This is a genomic window from Alteromonas sp. 5E99-2, from assembly GCF_017368475.1.
Lineage (GTDB): Bacteria > Pseudomonadota > Gammaproteobacteria > Enterobacterales > Alteromonadaceae > Alteromonas_F.
Map to the genome: position 1 here is coordinate 1 of NZ_JAFNJE010000009.1, position 13,311 is coordinate 13,311.

Annotated in this window: 12 protein-coding genes; 3 read left to right on the top strand and 9 right to left on the bottom strand. The window is 42.0% G+C overall.

The annotated features are described in order from the left end of the window. Positions 1-164: 164 nt before the first annotated feature. Entirely contained in the window at positions 165-926 is a 762-nt protein-coding gene (locus J3L16_RS10330) for a MerR family transcriptional regulator (RefSeq protein ID WP_207612905.1), read from the top strand. Between the two features lie 63 nt (positions 927-989). Here J3L16_RS10330 and J3L16_RS10335 read toward each other — a convergent pair whose 3' ends face one another. From J3L16_RS10335 to J3L16_RS10370, 8 genes are all read right to left on the bottom strand, one after another. Then, positions 990-1,688, bottom strand: a complete 699-nt coding sequence (locus J3L16_RS10335; protein WP_207612906.1) for a DUF3379 family protein — start codon at positions 1,686-1,688, stop codon at positions 990-992. After that, positions 1,681-2,235, bottom strand: coding sequence for a sigma-70 family RNA polymerase sigma factor (locus tag J3L16_RS10340; RefSeq protein WP_207612907.1), 555 nt, complete (start codon positions 2,233-2,235; stop codon positions 1,681-1,683). The genes J3L16_RS10335 and J3L16_RS10340 overlap by 8 nt, the downstream gene beginning before the upstream one ends. A 68-nt stretch (positions 2,236-2,303) precedes the next feature. Continuing rightward, positions 2,304-3,989, bottom strand: a complete 1,686-nt coding sequence (locus J3L16_RS10345) for a BatD family protein (protein WP_207612908.1) — start codon at positions 3,987-3,989, stop codon at positions 2,304-2,306. Then, positions 3,983-5,950, bottom strand: a complete 1,968-nt coding sequence (locus J3L16_RS10350; protein WP_207612909.1) for a VWA domain-containing protein — start codon at positions 5,948-5,950, stop codon at positions 3,983-3,985. Before J3L16_RS10350 ends, J3L16_RS10345 begins: the two co-directional genes overlap by 7 nt. After that, the gene (locus J3L16_RS10355) at positions 5,940-6,935 is read right to left on the bottom strand and encodes a VWA domain-containing protein (protein ID WP_207612910.1); all 996 of its coding nucleotides are present in this window, start codon (positions 6,933-6,935) and stop codon (positions 5,940-5,942) included. The genes J3L16_RS10350 and J3L16_RS10355 overlap by 11 nt, the downstream gene beginning before the upstream one ends. Continuing rightward, the gene (locus tag J3L16_RS10360) at positions 6,928-7,425 is read right to left on the bottom strand and encodes a DUF4381 domain-containing protein (protein ID WP_207612911.1); all 498 of its coding nucleotides are present in this window, start codon (positions 7,423-7,425) and stop codon (positions 6,928-6,930) included. The genes J3L16_RS10355 and J3L16_RS10360 overlap by 8 nt, the downstream gene beginning before the upstream one ends. Further along, entirely contained in the window at positions 7,422-8,378 is a 957-nt protein-coding gene (locus J3L16_RS10365; protein ID WP_207612912.1) for a DUF58 domain-containing protein, read from the bottom strand. Before J3L16_RS10365 ends, J3L16_RS10360 begins: the two co-directional genes overlap by 4 nt. An 18-nt stretch (positions 8,379-8,396) precedes the next feature. Next, positions 8,397-9,353, bottom strand: coding sequence for a MoxR family ATPase (locus J3L16_RS10370; protein ID WP_207612913.1), 957 nt, complete (start codon positions 9,351-9,353; stop codon positions 8,397-8,399). 169 nt (positions 9,354-9,522) lie between these two features. Here J3L16_RS10370 and fadI point away from each other — a divergent pair, with 169 nt between their 5' ends. Then, positions 9,523-10,833 (top strand): acetyl-CoA C-acyltransferase FadI, encoded by a 1,311-nt coding sequence (gene fadI / locus J3L16_RS10375; RefSeq protein WP_207612914.1) that lies wholly within the window; start codon positions 9,523-9,525, stop codon positions 10,831-10,833. Further along, complete coding sequence (gene fadJ, locus J3L16_RS10380) at positions 10,833-12,953, top strand: fatty acid oxidation complex subunit alpha FadJ (protein WP_207612915.1); 2,121 nt, start codon at positions 10,833-10,835, stop codon at positions 12,951-12,953. The genes fadI and fadJ overlap by 1 nt, the downstream gene beginning before the upstream one ends. 71 nt (positions 12,954-13,024) lie before the next feature. On the opposite strand, the gene J3L16_RS10385 is transcribed toward fadJ, so the two are convergent. Then, positions 13,025-13,243, bottom strand: coding sequence for a hypothetical protein (locus J3L16_RS10385; protein ID WP_207612916.1), 219 nt, complete (start codon positions 13,241-13,243; stop codon positions 13,025-13,027). Between the last annotated feature and the right edge of the window lie 68 nt (positions 13,244-13,311).

Sequence of the window (13,311 nt, forward strand, 5' to 3'; positions counted from 1 at the left end):
AGCACTGCCCGAAGGGTTCAATTAGGGCCTCACTGCTCTTTGTTACTTGCTTTTGACTCAGAACCACTGAGCCTGCAAGCAAGTGCCGCGGTCAGTAAGGCCCTAAATGAACAAAACTTGTACAGCAAAGATCAACACGCCCTAGTTAAACATGGAGTTAAAAAATGAAAAAAATCGAAGACATGACAGTTAAAGACATGGCGTTGTTATCGGGCGTTACCATTCGAACTCTTCATCATTACGATGATATTGGTTTGCTTAAAGCCAATAGAACCGAATCCGGTTACCGTATATACACTGAGAAGCACGCCTTAAGGTTACAGCAAATATTGATTCAAAAATCCTTTGGCTTGCCTTTAGAAGATATAGCCAGAAATTTAGATGATGCTAATTTCGATACGCTCTTAAGTTTGCAACAACAAAGAAATGCTGTGGTTAAACAAGCAGAAAATATAAACGCAATGGTAGAAGCAATCGATATGGCAATTAAACAGTTAACGGATGAAGCCAATATTGATTTGAGGGATATATTTAAAGGGTTTGACCCTTCTTTGTATGAAGAGGAAGTAGAACAAAAGTGGGGTGGGACTGAGTTCTATAAAGAGAGTCAAAACAAGACAAAGGACTATACACCTCAAGATTGGGAGCGTATTAAGCGTGAAGAAAATGCTATTTGGCAAGATGCAGCACATGCCCTTCGTTCAGGAGTTGCACCTACAAATCAAGTGGCCTTGGAATTGGCCCAAAGGTATCGAAAGCACATTGATAACTGGTTTTATACCACATCAGTTTCGGGCTTTGCCGCGCTTGCGGAACTCTGGGAAAGTGACGCAAGATTTATTGCTAACATTGATAAATTTGAAACAGGTTTAGCGAAGTGGATTGCAACGGCTGTTCGAGCTAACTATGGTTATTCAAATGAATAATTGAAACTGAATCAATAAAAAAGCCGCACCTCATGGGTACGGCTTTTTATTAAAACACATTAATTAAGCGCGATTCATACTGGCTTTAACTTTCTTTGTTATCTCAGTGATATCTGTGTTTTTATCGCCTACCACCATGACATTAGCTCGTTGTGATCTAAAACCTTCCCCAGTGTAGGAATCCTCAGAAAAACGTTCTGGTAATGCTGAATCCTTATCATAAGGAGTAAAAAACACAGATACTGGACCATCGTCTGTATCGACAACAACGTGTAGTGATTTTACAAAATCCAATCGACAAAAGTTTGCAGAGTAAATTCTACCAATATCACCAATAAGTTGTGCCCCCATAGAAGACAGCTTGTCGTTGACTTCCTCAATAGAGACTTCGCTAGCTTGAGTAAACTCAGCTGGTGAATGGTTCATGTGGGCTATCGCAGCATGACCTAAATCTTGTTGAGTTGGCGACCACATGGTAAAGGTCATGCCAATTACGAAAGCAACTGATGCTGCCATCGCTAAATGCACTCTTGAACGCTTTTTCTGGCGAGCAAGATCTTGAAATGTGCTTTGCAAAATTAGCTTGTCTGCTAAATCGCTTGGAACTGGGATATCCACGGCTGACTTAATTTTTTCATTAAGAGCACGGGTTTCTTGCCAAAATTTTTGGCTAGATTCATTGCTTTCCGCTTCCTGTAATAAATCTTCATCGCGAGAATCTGGATCTTCATATATTCGGCGTCTAAATTCTAACTCACCCATTTGCCTGGCCTCGTAAAACAGGTTGTTCTAATGATTCTTTTAATTGACTGCGCGCTCTAAACAAACGCGTATTGACGGTATTCTTGTTCAACGACAGTTGTTCAGCAATTTCTTCACCGGTAAAGCCAAAAATAACTTGTAGCATTAATGGGTCTCGGTATTCTTCATCTAATTTAGAAATGTGCTTTCTTACTTCGTCATTGGTATGAGACGCCTCTAAAGATGCTGAGTGGTCTTCTACATGAACATCGTCTATATCAACTAAATCGAATTGTTTACGTTCGAAACGCCGTGCGTTTTCTCGTCTTAAAATAGTAATCAACCACGATTTCGCGGCTTTTTCGTCTTTTAAAGAGTCGAGCGAACGCCATGCGCGTAAGAAAGTCTCTTGCACTACATCTTCGGCTATCGCTTTATTTCCAATCAGCCAATATGCATATCTGTATATGTCTGTATGGAGAGCGCGTACTAATGATTCGTAACGTTGTTGTTTTTTCATAACGTCAGATAAGACCGTTACCTTGTCATTTTTATTTCGCTTGAACATAAAATTGTCCGCAATTATTTATAAGTGTGTACGAGTGTGATGTCACAGGGTGTATTATTATCTTTACCTTATAACTTGTACAAAGGTTCCAGTCCACCAGTATTCGCGTTTGCTGGTTTTGCTTTTTTAGATAATGCATTAATGGCTGATTTTAACTCTTCACCATCTACATTGCTTCTCTTTTCGCTATATAATCCAGACATATATCTGGATAAAGCTTGGTTTAGAGAGTCATATTGAGGGTCTTTTAACGCTTCTGCTAGACTGTCGTACTGTTTGTTGTCTTGCTTTTGTAACCAAGCTAATAATTGAGACTGTATTTTTCCCGACTCTTTATTATCAATTGCCGAGTGTAATGTGCCTGTTGAAATCGGTAAGGTTACTGATTTGGTTTTAACGTCCAACCTTGCTGTTGGTGGTTTATTTTTGCTGCGTAGTAATAAGAATAAGGTTATTAGCCACAAAGCACCTAAAACGCCGGACACAATTTGCCACAGTAATAGCTGTTGCTTGTTTTCTACCAATACCGGTGCTGGTTGAGCGACAACTTCAGGTGCAGATTCAAACTCTTGCGTCTGACTAGGGGAGCCCTTATTCGCTGCGGATTCAGCCGCTGGAAGCACTTGAAATGAACGAGCGGGAATAGAGGCGACTTCTGTCTGTCCTGTTCTTGTATTAAACCAGGTGACTTCTACGCCGGGAATAACTAATGTACCTTCTTTTGAAGGAATAATTGCAGTAGATTCTTTGCGCTGAGATAAAATAACCCCGTCTTTTTGTGCTGATGCCGTTGATGGTTGGTCTGGGTAATGTTTCACAAATGGAGGGTAAAACTGCTCTATTTCAGGCAGTTGTTCTTTGTTTTGACCGGCAACTGTCAGGGTTAGAGTGCGAGTGATGGGTTCTCCCACCATAAATTTCTCGTCATTAGACCATTCTTCTGAAAGTGCGACATATTCACTGGGTAACCATTTTGCTGTAAAGCTACTTGGAATAGGCTTTACATTGATCTGGGTTGCTGGGCCTCGTCTGACGATATTTTGAGTCCGACTGAATCGAGAATATGATTGGCTACTACTGGGTAAAAATACGTTGCCCGAAAATACGGGTCCTTGTAGCTCAAATTGGCCTGATTTTTCCGGCGCGATAACATAAGTTCTTTCAATAATTTGAAAACGCTTACCGTTAATGATGTCAGAATATTGGTTGTCTTCTCCAACTTGCTCTATAGATGCGTCTTCTAAAGCTGGCCCCTGTAAACTTCCACTTTCAATGTTTTGCGCCATATGTAGTTTCACGACATATTTTACGTGTTGCTGAACATACACATCATCTTGGGCTATTTCACCGGTAACAAAAAAGTCTCGTTGTTCGTTTGCACTGGTATCTGGTACAGGGATAACTTGTACCGCTATTGGCTGGGTAGCACTGCCATCGATATCCAATGAAGGTATAACAAATTGGCCGATTTTTTTCGGAAGCAGTGTAGTTTGCCAGGTGGTGGTTGTTGTTTTATCAAAATTGACAATACTGGTTCTACTGCTGGTAGACGTGTTACTTACAATAAAGTCTTTCAGTAGGGGCGATGAGTCAAACGCATTTCTGTTAACTTTGCCCGTCGCTGTAATTGTTAATATTATGGCTTCGTCCATTAACACCGGATTTTTATCTACAGAGGCTTCTACCTCTAATGCATGAGCGAAAGGCGTAGCTAAAAATGCTAGGGTAATAATGAGTAGGGTGCGCTTTACCATTGTTTCTCCTGAGGTGCAGAGCGAGTTTTTCCGGCACGTTTTTGCGCTTCAAGGCGCATTTTTTGTTGCAATAAAAACGCTGGATCATTGGGAACTCGTCGCAATAATGCTTCTATTTTTTGTTGTTTTTCTCGCTCTTCGTCGGTGAGAGAGCTTTCATTTATTTGTGCATTTTGCACAGCTTTTTGTTGCTCTAATTCTTCGCCTTGGTCATTACCTTCATCTGCTTGCTCACCTTCACGAGACTCTTCATCATTGAATTCAGGGGATTCTTCACTTTGTTGTTGACTATTTTCTTCAGATTCTTGAGGTTGCTCTGAATTTTCAGATTCATTTTCGCCGTTTTGCTGCGGATCCGATGGATTACCTTCGCTGTCTTCTTGCTGTTCATCACTTTGGCCGTTGTCTTGATTAGAGTCTTGGTTGTCCCCTTGGCTCTCTTCTTGTCCCTCACTCTGACTATCGTCTTGTTGGTTATCTTCGCTATTTTCACCGTTTTGATCTTGGTTGTTTTCGCTATTCTCGTCGTTTTGTTGCTCTTGTTCTTGCTGCTCTTTTAGCGATTCCACTAAGGCTTTATTTTGTTCAGCAGCAGAGTAACCAGGGTCTCTAGATAGCGCATTGCCATAGGCTTCTATGGCTTCGTCTAATTTACCTAACTGCGCCAGTGCATTGCCGGTATTGTACCAAGCATCAGCGCTGTCTAATTGTGAAAATGACGATATAGCCTCTTCGTAATTACCCTGGCGGTAATGAGCGGAGCCTTGCCACATAGGGTCGTTAAACTCGTTGGCAGCGTCTTCATAATCTTTGTTCTTGTAAGCATCTAAGCCCCGTTGGTCTTTGTTTTTAAACCAACTTGTGACTGAGTTAGGCGACCCTTTGCTTGGCACACTTATGTCTGCGTCATTGGCAAAACTGGGGTGAGGATAAAACACCGTGGATGAAAAGGTGAGTACCATAACGGCAATCAAACCGCGGCGGAATAAATAGGCGACAAAGGGAAGGGCTAGGATAACAAGCCAAGGGCCTAGTTCACGCCATTGGTCACCACCGAGTTTTTCTTCCTCTTCATCATCAGATGCGCTGGGAGGGACAACTGCTGATGTGATGCGTTTAATATCACTATCATCGGTTGTAATTTCACTCGCCGCACCACTTGATTGCTTGGCAACGGCGACTAAAGGGCCGACATTCAGTTTTGGAATAACAATACTGCCCGAATAGTCTTTAAATAATTCGCCATTAGCTTGGGTTATAGGAGCACCTTCTTTGGTTCCTACCGCTAACACATTGATTTGAAAAGAGGACTGGTTTATCCACTCGCTAATGTCTTTTGCTTCGCGAATATCAATTCCATCAGTGATCCAATAAATGGTTCCATTTGGATAACCCGCTTGGAGTAACAAGTCAGCAGCTAAGGTCAGCCCCGCATAGGCATCGCTACCGCGAACTGGCATGATTTCTGGACTTAGGCTTGGTATCAAGGTTTCTAAAGTTGAAATATCTTCAGTTAATGGGCTAATGGTAAAAGCATCGCCAGCATAGGCGACTAGACCAATTTCACCTTCATTAATGAGTTGTACTAAGTCAATGGCTTTAAACTTTGCTCTGGTAAGCCTGTCTGGTGCAATGTCAGTTGAACGCATAGATAACGACATATCCATAACCACAACGTGCCCTTTATCTACAGAAAATACTGGCTGAGGCAGTTTTTCTACTGTGGGCCCAGCAGCGCCGATGACACCTAGGGCTAATGCAAAGGTGAGTGCATAGGCTAACCCTAATAGGTTGATATTCTTCTGTGATGTAGGAAACAAATGCTTATACAAATGAGGCGAAATAACACCTTGCCAGTCTTGTTGATTCTTAGGAAATTTGTTTACTAGGATCCATACTAATATTAATGGAATTAATGCATAGAGCCATTCAGGCCTTAAAAAGTGAAAATCATTTAACATTGCGCATTCCCAACCAATAAACCTGCGACAAGCTAAGCAAGAAGAGTAGGGCTAACGCCGCAAGTAGTGGGTATAAAAATAAACTGTGTAGTGGGCGATAGGTTTGACCATCACCTTCTATAGGCTCTAATTGATCTAATAAGGTGTATATGGTTTCAAGCTCTTGTGCATTATGGGCCCTAAAATATTGTCCACCAGTACTTTTTGCTAGTTCACTGAGCAGTTTTTCATCAAGATCTCTAGACGGGTTAACTTGTCGTGAACCAAAAAGACTACTGACACGAAGTGAATCAGCACCAATACCAATAGTGTAAATTTTTACATTTTGTTCTATTGCGAGCTGATTGGCTTCTTCTGGACTAATGTTCCCAGCGGTATTTTGTCCGTCTGTTAGCAGTACTAACACATTGTTGCTTTCTTCTTTATTTCGAAACCGTTTTACGGCTAAGCCTATGGCGTCACCAATGGCTGTTTTTTCACCAATTAAGCCAATAACGGCTTCTTGTAAAAGGGTAAATACCGTTTTGCGGTCAAAGGTCATCGGGGCTTGTAAATAGGCAGTATCAGCGAACAATATAAGGCCCAATCTATCGCCTACTCGACGCTCTACAAAATCGCTTAAAACTGATTTCACCATAGTTAAGCGGTCCACGGTTCTGCCATTGAGTTCCATATCTTCTATTTGCATCGAGCCTGACAAGTCGACGGCTAGGATCATCTCTCTGCCTTCACTAGGAACTGTAATTGGGTCGCCTAACCATTGAGGACGAGCTGCAGCAGTCAAAAAGAGTATCCAAATTACCCATAAAACCAATTGACTGAAAATATGGGTTTTATTGTTTGTGGCCGGAGCGGATAATTCACTGGATAAGTGAAAGGGCACAGTAAGAGACTGAGATTGAGACGACAAGGTTGGTAGTAACCATCTGCATAACACAGGTATAGGCAATGCGGCGAACACCCACACCCATTCAAAACTAAACATGGCCGACCTCATTTTTGTAGGCAATGAGCTTGTTTAAGTCAACGGCCTTTAACCACGTTGATGTGAGCTCAAATATGAGTGCTGAGTTTGATTCTGGGTTTGGCATATAATGAGACTGCGCAAAAAGAGTCAGTTGTTCAGTTGTTAGTTTGTTCTGACTCGATGTTTTTAGCGAATTAAACAAAAATTCAACCCATTGTGAACCATGTAATTTGGCGATAGGCTCTCTTCCGCAGTAACTAATGCACGTACGTTTTAATAAAGTACTGGCTTGAGAAACGCTAAGGGTATTCGTAGCGTTAGCGTGTTTGAGTTGTGCTAATGCTGTTTTTCGCACTGCATTGCGTTTAACGTTTTTTGCAATGATGACGAAAAGTAATACAACTAACAGTAATACAATAGAAATAACGGCCCACCAGCCCCATGCCAGAGGCCAGATGTTTACAGAGCTCGGCTCTGCGATGTCAGCTAGATTATCCAGTGGATTCATTTGGGTATACCGCTGTGTGTTTTTATTTGGTCGAGTAAGAATTCACCAGCACTAATGGGTAAGTATTGATTCACATAAGGCATTAACAGTGAATCTAAACGCTGTTGCTTTTTGGCCCTTTCTTTTGAATAGGCATTATGAGATGCCGCAGAACCTAGGGTGACGGTTTCTGACGAAAACGCAGATTTTAGCGAAAGCCTACGCCCTTTAGCTGAAGCTGGAAGAGTGATTTCAATGGGGTCGAAAATATCGATTGCATGGACTTCACAATGACGGTGAATATCACTTATGTACTTAGAGCATGTTTCATTTAACTGCTCAAAATCCGACAGTATATAAACCAAACTTCCAGGCTTGGCTAACCGTCTTAAACGCATTAGGCTTTGCTCAAACACATTTTCTTTGTTCGCAGACGTTTCAGCAGCACTGGTTGAAGCTTGTGAATGAACCGAAGTTAGGCCGTGAAATAAGGCAAGGGCTGCTTTTTTCCGACTTTTGGGTTTAATTTCTATATGGTCGTTGTCATTAAATAAAATTGCGCCTAATTTGTCGCCGCGATTCACCGCAGTCCAACCTAAAAGGCTAGCAAAGTGGGCAGCTTGTACCGACTTTAAAAACAACTGAGTACCAAACTTCATACTGTTGCTAGCATCACAAAGAATAAAGACAGGGCGCTCTCGCTCTTCTCGGTAAATTTTAGTGTGGGTTTTACCCGTACGTGCAGTAACCCGCCAATCGATAGCTCGAATGTCGTCACCGGCTTGATAGTGGCGCGCTTCATCAAACTCCATACCTCTGCCTTTGATGGCGCTCACATAGCCACCGGACAAATGGGCTTTTACTTTTGATAAAGGCGACATATCGAGTAATTTGGTATAACTTTGGTAGAACAATAACTCGCGGGTGCCTAAGTTTACACCGTCGGCTGATAAAGCCGCGAGTTGTTGTGTCATTTTATTCACATTATTCATTTAAGGAACAGGCACACAATCCAAAATACGTTTGAGTACACCGTTAATAGTGTGTCCTTCCGCTTCCGCTTGATAAGACAAAATAATTCGGTGGCGCAACACATTAAAAAATACGGCTTGTATGTCGTCAGGACCGACGAAATCTCGGCCTTGTAACCATGCGTGAGCGCGCGCACAACGCTCTAAAGACAGAGAGGCTCTAGGGCTAGCGCCAAACTCAATTACTTGAGCAAGACTTGAGTCATAGGCACCAGGATTTCGTGTTGCCATGATCAACTGCACTATATAAGTTTCTAAAGACTCTGCTAGATGCAAATTGAGTGATGACTGTCTTGCTTCACTAATTTGCTGCTGTGACAAAGGCTCTGGCGTGGCAGATTTTTCGTGTTTGGCTTCGCTTCTGTTTAACCTTAATATAGTTAATTCTGTTTCGGCGTCAGGGTAATCCAGTTCAAGCTTCATTAGAAAGCGATCTAATTGGGCTTCAGGAAGGGGGTATGTGCCTTCTTGTTCCAATGGATTTTGCGTAGCCATTACCAAAAACAGCTCTGGTAAAGGGTAGGTTTTATTCCCCACGGTAATCTGACGTTCTGCCATTGCTTCTAACAAGGCAGATTGTACTTTTGCCGGTGCTCGGTTTATTTCGTCGGCAAGCACAAGATTGTGAAACAAGGGGCCAGATTGGAAATTAAACTCGCCGGTTTCTGGACGGTAGATATCAGTACCGGTCAAATCCGCAGGCAATAAATCTGGCGTAAATTGAACTCGGTGAAAATCGCCTTCAATGCCTTGAGAGAGTGCGTTAATTGCACGGGTTTTTGCTAACCCAGGAGGACCTTCTACTAATAAGTGACCATCGGCAATTAATGCGATAAGTAAGTTTGTCGTTAGGGAACGCTGCCCTACAATTTGACTGTCTAAATAATCGTGTAGCTGAACAAAAGGCTCCTTCGCCATACAAATACTAACCTTTTTATATTTATTTTTTTTTCTAGACCATAATACCTATATAAGGTTCCTTTTATTTCTTTCAAGCATCTAATGTTTGCTATTTATGCGGGAGTCTGCAAGAATCTTGTCTTATTACAGGTCTGACCACTTACGGTAGAAAATTTTAAGGTGACATATGGCTAAACAACAATCAGTAACAACGCGAAGTGGCGATAGAATTGCGGTCGTCGCAGGTTTGCGTACTCCATTCGCAAAAATGGCAACTTATTTTCACGGCGTACCAGCCGTCGACTTGGGAAAAATGGTTGTAAACGAGTTATTGGTTCGTCATGGCGTTGACCCTAAATGGGTTGAGCAAGTGGTTTATGGTCAAGTTGTACAAATGCCAGAGGCGCCCAATATCGCCCGTGAAATTGTGCTGGGCACTGGAATGAATGTGCATACTGACGCGTATAGTGTGTCTCGCGCCTGTGCGACGAGTTTTCAGTCTACGGTCAATATTGCTGAAGCCATGATGGCTGGAAATATTGAAGTCGGTATTGCAGGTGGTGCTGATTCTACTTCAGTTTCTCCTATTGGCGTATCGAAAACCTTAGCAAGAGCCTTAGTGGATTTACAGAAAACGAAAACCCTTGGGCAAAAATTAAATGTACTGAAAAAGCTATCAGTGAAAGATTTGTTGCCAGTGCCTCCTGCGGTTGCTGAATATTCCACGGGCTTGTCTATGGGACAAACCGCAGAGCAAATGGCAAAATCTCATGACATTTCTCGCCAAGAACAAGATGCTTTAGCTCATCGTTCTCATTCTCTTGCTGCTGAAAGCTGGGAGCAGGGCAAATTGAGTGAAGAAGTCATGACCGCCTATGCTGCGCCTTACAAAGGGGCATTAGAAAAAGATAACAATGTACGTTTTGATTCTAAACTAGACGGATACGCAAAATTACGCCCTGTGTTTGATAAAAAACACGGTTCGGTTACTGCCGCGAATGCTACGCCGTTAACAGACGGGGCATCGGCTATTTTAATGATGACTGAAAGCCGAGCAAAAGCCCTAGGCTATACCCCACTTGGTTACATTAAAAGCTATGCGTTTTCCGCTATTGATGTGTGGGAAGACATGTTGATGGGACCGTCTTATGCTACGCCTATCGCCCTTGATAAAGCGGGTATGACGTTAGATGACTTAACCCTTATTGAGATGCACGAAGCGTTTGCTGCACAAACCTTGGCTAACGTTAAAATGTTCGCAAGTGACAAGTTTGCGCAAGAAAAATTAGGCAGAGATAAGGCTACGGGAATCATTGATATGGACAAATTTAATGTCATGGGAAGCTCTCTTGCCTATGGCCATCCATTTGCAGCAACGGGCACTCGAATGATTACTCAAATGCTGAATGAACTTAACCGCAGAGGTGGTGGTACCGGTCTAGTAACTGCGTGTGCAGCAGGTGGATTAGGCGCAGCAATGATTGTGGAGACAGAATAATGACTGATACATTTACCCTTAAAAAACAAGATAACGGCGTTGCTATATTGACTATGGACGTACCCAATGAGTCCATGAACACCTTAAAGTTAGAATTTGGTGATCAAATTAACGCCATTTTAGATGAAATTGATAATGACGCTAGCATCAAAGGTGTGGTGTTAATCAGTGGAAAATCCAATTCTTTTGTTGCTGGCGCAGATATATCTATGCTGGCAGAGTGCGAAACGGCTGAAGACGCTGAAACTATAGCGAAAGGCGGCCAAGATGTTTTCAATCGTATTGAAAACATGAAAGCAACTTTTGTTGCGGCTATTCACGGCCCTGCATTGGGTGGCGGGTTAGAGCTTGCACTGGCGTGCCATTATCGCGTGTGTAGTGATAGCGATGCGACTCAGCTAGGTTTGCCTGAAGTTCAGTTGGGTTTGCTTCCAGGTAGCGGAGGAACTCAGCGTCTACCTGCTCTTGTGGGTATTCAGCCAGCAATGACAATGATGTTAACAGGGTCTTCAAAGCGTCCAAAACAAGCTAAAAAACTTGGCTTAGTGGACGATATGGTGCCTTTGACTGTGTTAGTGGATGTAGCAGAAAAATTTGCTCTTAAAAGTAAACCGGATCGTGCTAAGCCACAAAAAGGAATGGTTAATAAAGTTCTAGAACAAACTGGATTTGGCCGCGATATCATGTTCAAAAAAGCGCGGGAGCAAACGTTAGCTAAAACTAAAGGTAATTACCCTGCGGCAACAAAAATTATCGAGGTGATTGAACGCGGAATTAAAAGCGGTATGGTTGCTGGATTGCGCCATGAAGCAAAGAGTTTTGGTGAGCTAGTTATGACATCAGAATCAAAAGAATTACGTAATATTTTCTTTGCCACAACGGAAATGAAAAAAGAGCATGGTGTTGCCAATGTTGACCCTAAGGTTGTACACAAAGTAGGTGTGCTTGGTGGTGGTCTAATGGGCGGTGGGATTGCGTTTGTTACTGCAACAAAAGCGGGTGTGCCTGCACGAATAAAAGATATTCGTCCAGAAGGCATTGCCAATGCGATGAAATATAGCTACGACTTATTAAATAAAAAAGTGAAGAAACGTTTTATTAAAAAGTCGCTAATGCAAAAACAAATGAATATGTTAACGGGGACATTAGATTACCGTGGCATGCAAGACGCAGATATTATTGTTGAAGCTGTATTCGAAGATGTTGGTTTAAAACAAACTATGGTTAATGATGTTGAAACGCACTGTAGTGAGTCGACTATCTTCGCATCAAACACGTCATCAATTCCAATTGCAGATATTGCGGAAAAAGCCGAACGTCCTGAAAATGTCATTGGATTACATTACTTTTCACCGGTAGATAAAATGCCGCTTGCTGAAGTGATTGCAACGGATAAAACTTCAGATGAGACCATTTCTACCACAGTAGCGTTTGCTAAAAAGCAAGGTAAAACCCCCATTGTAGTAAAGGATGGCGCAGGATTTTATGTAAATCGTATTCTAGCTCCTTACATGAACGAAGCTGCGGTAATACTGCTTGAAGGTGAGCCCATTGACCACATCGACAAATCCTTGGTGAAATTTGGGTTTCCTGTTGGCCCAGTTAAATTACTTGATGAAGTGGGTATTGATGTGGGAACCAAGATCATTCCTATCTTAGTGAATGAATTTGGTGATAGATTTAATGCCCCTTCAGCGTTTGACAAGGTTTTAGCAGACGATAGGAAAGGGAAAAAGAATAAACGAGGCTTTTATGCGTATAGTGGTAAAAAGCCAGGAAAAGACGTTGATGAGTCCATTTATTCCCTTTTGTCGGTAACACCTGAAAAAACATTACGCAGTGCAAAAGTGGCAGAGCGTTGTGTAATGATGATGCTAAACGAAGCTGCTCGGTGCTTAGATGAAGCGGTTATACGTTGCCCTAGAGACGGTGATATTGGAGCAATTTTCGGTATAGGGTTTCCCCCTTTTCTCGGTGGGCCATTCCGTTACATGGACACATTAGGCATCGACAATGTGGTAGAAACATTGACTCATTTTGCAGATACCTTAGATGAAAAATTTAAACCAGCTGAGTGCTTAGTTACTATGGCTGAAGAAGGGAAGACGTTCTATGAGTAATCTTGGCTAATTTCCGTTTAAAAATAGAAAAGAGGCGTCCTGTCTCTTTTTTATTTCTATAGATGTCTATTTTAGTTAGGTATAACTAAAATGCTACCGCCTCGCTTGTAGCCTTTTTGAACTTGAGAATCAATACTTGGAATGACTAAAATACTTCCACCTCTTTTGTATCCTTTTTGAACACTGGTTTGGGTTGAAGTATCTTTCAATGGTTGGTTTTGAACTTCAGTGGTAGTTTCCACAGGCGTAGTTGTAGATAAAGCTACAGCAACAGCATACGCTTTCAACATGGTTTCGATCCTCATTATTTAAATTTAAAATATCGACTGTCAAAATTAAAGCAGTCATTGATTTATAA

Coding starts and splice junctions, on each gene's coding strand:
- J3L16_RS10330 (WP_207612905.1), top strand. CDS start 165: ATGAAAAAAATCGAAGACATGACAGTTAAAGACATGGCGTTGTTATCG.
- J3L16_RS10335 (WP_207612906.1), bottom strand. CDS start 1,688: ATGGGTGAGTTAGAATTTAGACGCCGAATATATGAAGATCCAGATTCT.
- J3L16_RS10340 (WP_207612907.1), bottom strand. CDS start 2,235: ATGTTCAAGCGAAATAAAAATGACAAGGTAACGGTCTTATCTGACGTT.
- J3L16_RS10345 (WP_207612908.1), bottom strand. CDS start 3,989: ATGGTAAAGCGCACCCTACTCATTATTACCCTAGCATTTTTAGCTACG.
- J3L16_RS10350 (WP_207612909.1), bottom strand. CDS start 5,950: ATGTTAAATGATTTTCACTTTTTAAGGCCTGAATGGCTCTATGCATTA.
- J3L16_RS10355 (WP_207612910.1), bottom strand. CDS start 6,935: ATGTTTAGTTTTGAATGGGTGTGGGTGTTCGCCGCATTGCCTATACCT.
- J3L16_RS10360 (WP_207612911.1), bottom strand. CDS start 7,425: ATGAATCCACTGGATAATCTAGCTGACATCGCAGAGCCGAGCTCTGTA.
- J3L16_RS10365 (WP_207612912.1), bottom strand. CDS start 8,378: ATGACACAACAACTCGCGGCTTTATCAGCCGACGGTGTAAACTTAGGC.
- J3L16_RS10370 (WP_207612913.1), bottom strand. CDS start 9,353: ATGGCGAAGGAGCCTTTTGTTCAGCTACACGATTATTTAGACAGTCAA.
- fadI (WP_207612914.1), top strand. CDS start 9,523: ATGGCTAAACAACAATCAGTAACAACGCGAAGTGGCGATAGAATTGCG.
- fadJ (WP_207612915.1), top strand. CDS start 10,833: ATGACTGATACATTTACCCTTAAAAAACAAGATAACGGCGTTGCTATA.
- J3L16_RS10385 (WP_207612916.1), bottom strand. CDS start 13,243: ATGTTGAAAGCGTATGCTGTTGCTGTAGCTTTATCTACAACTACGCCT.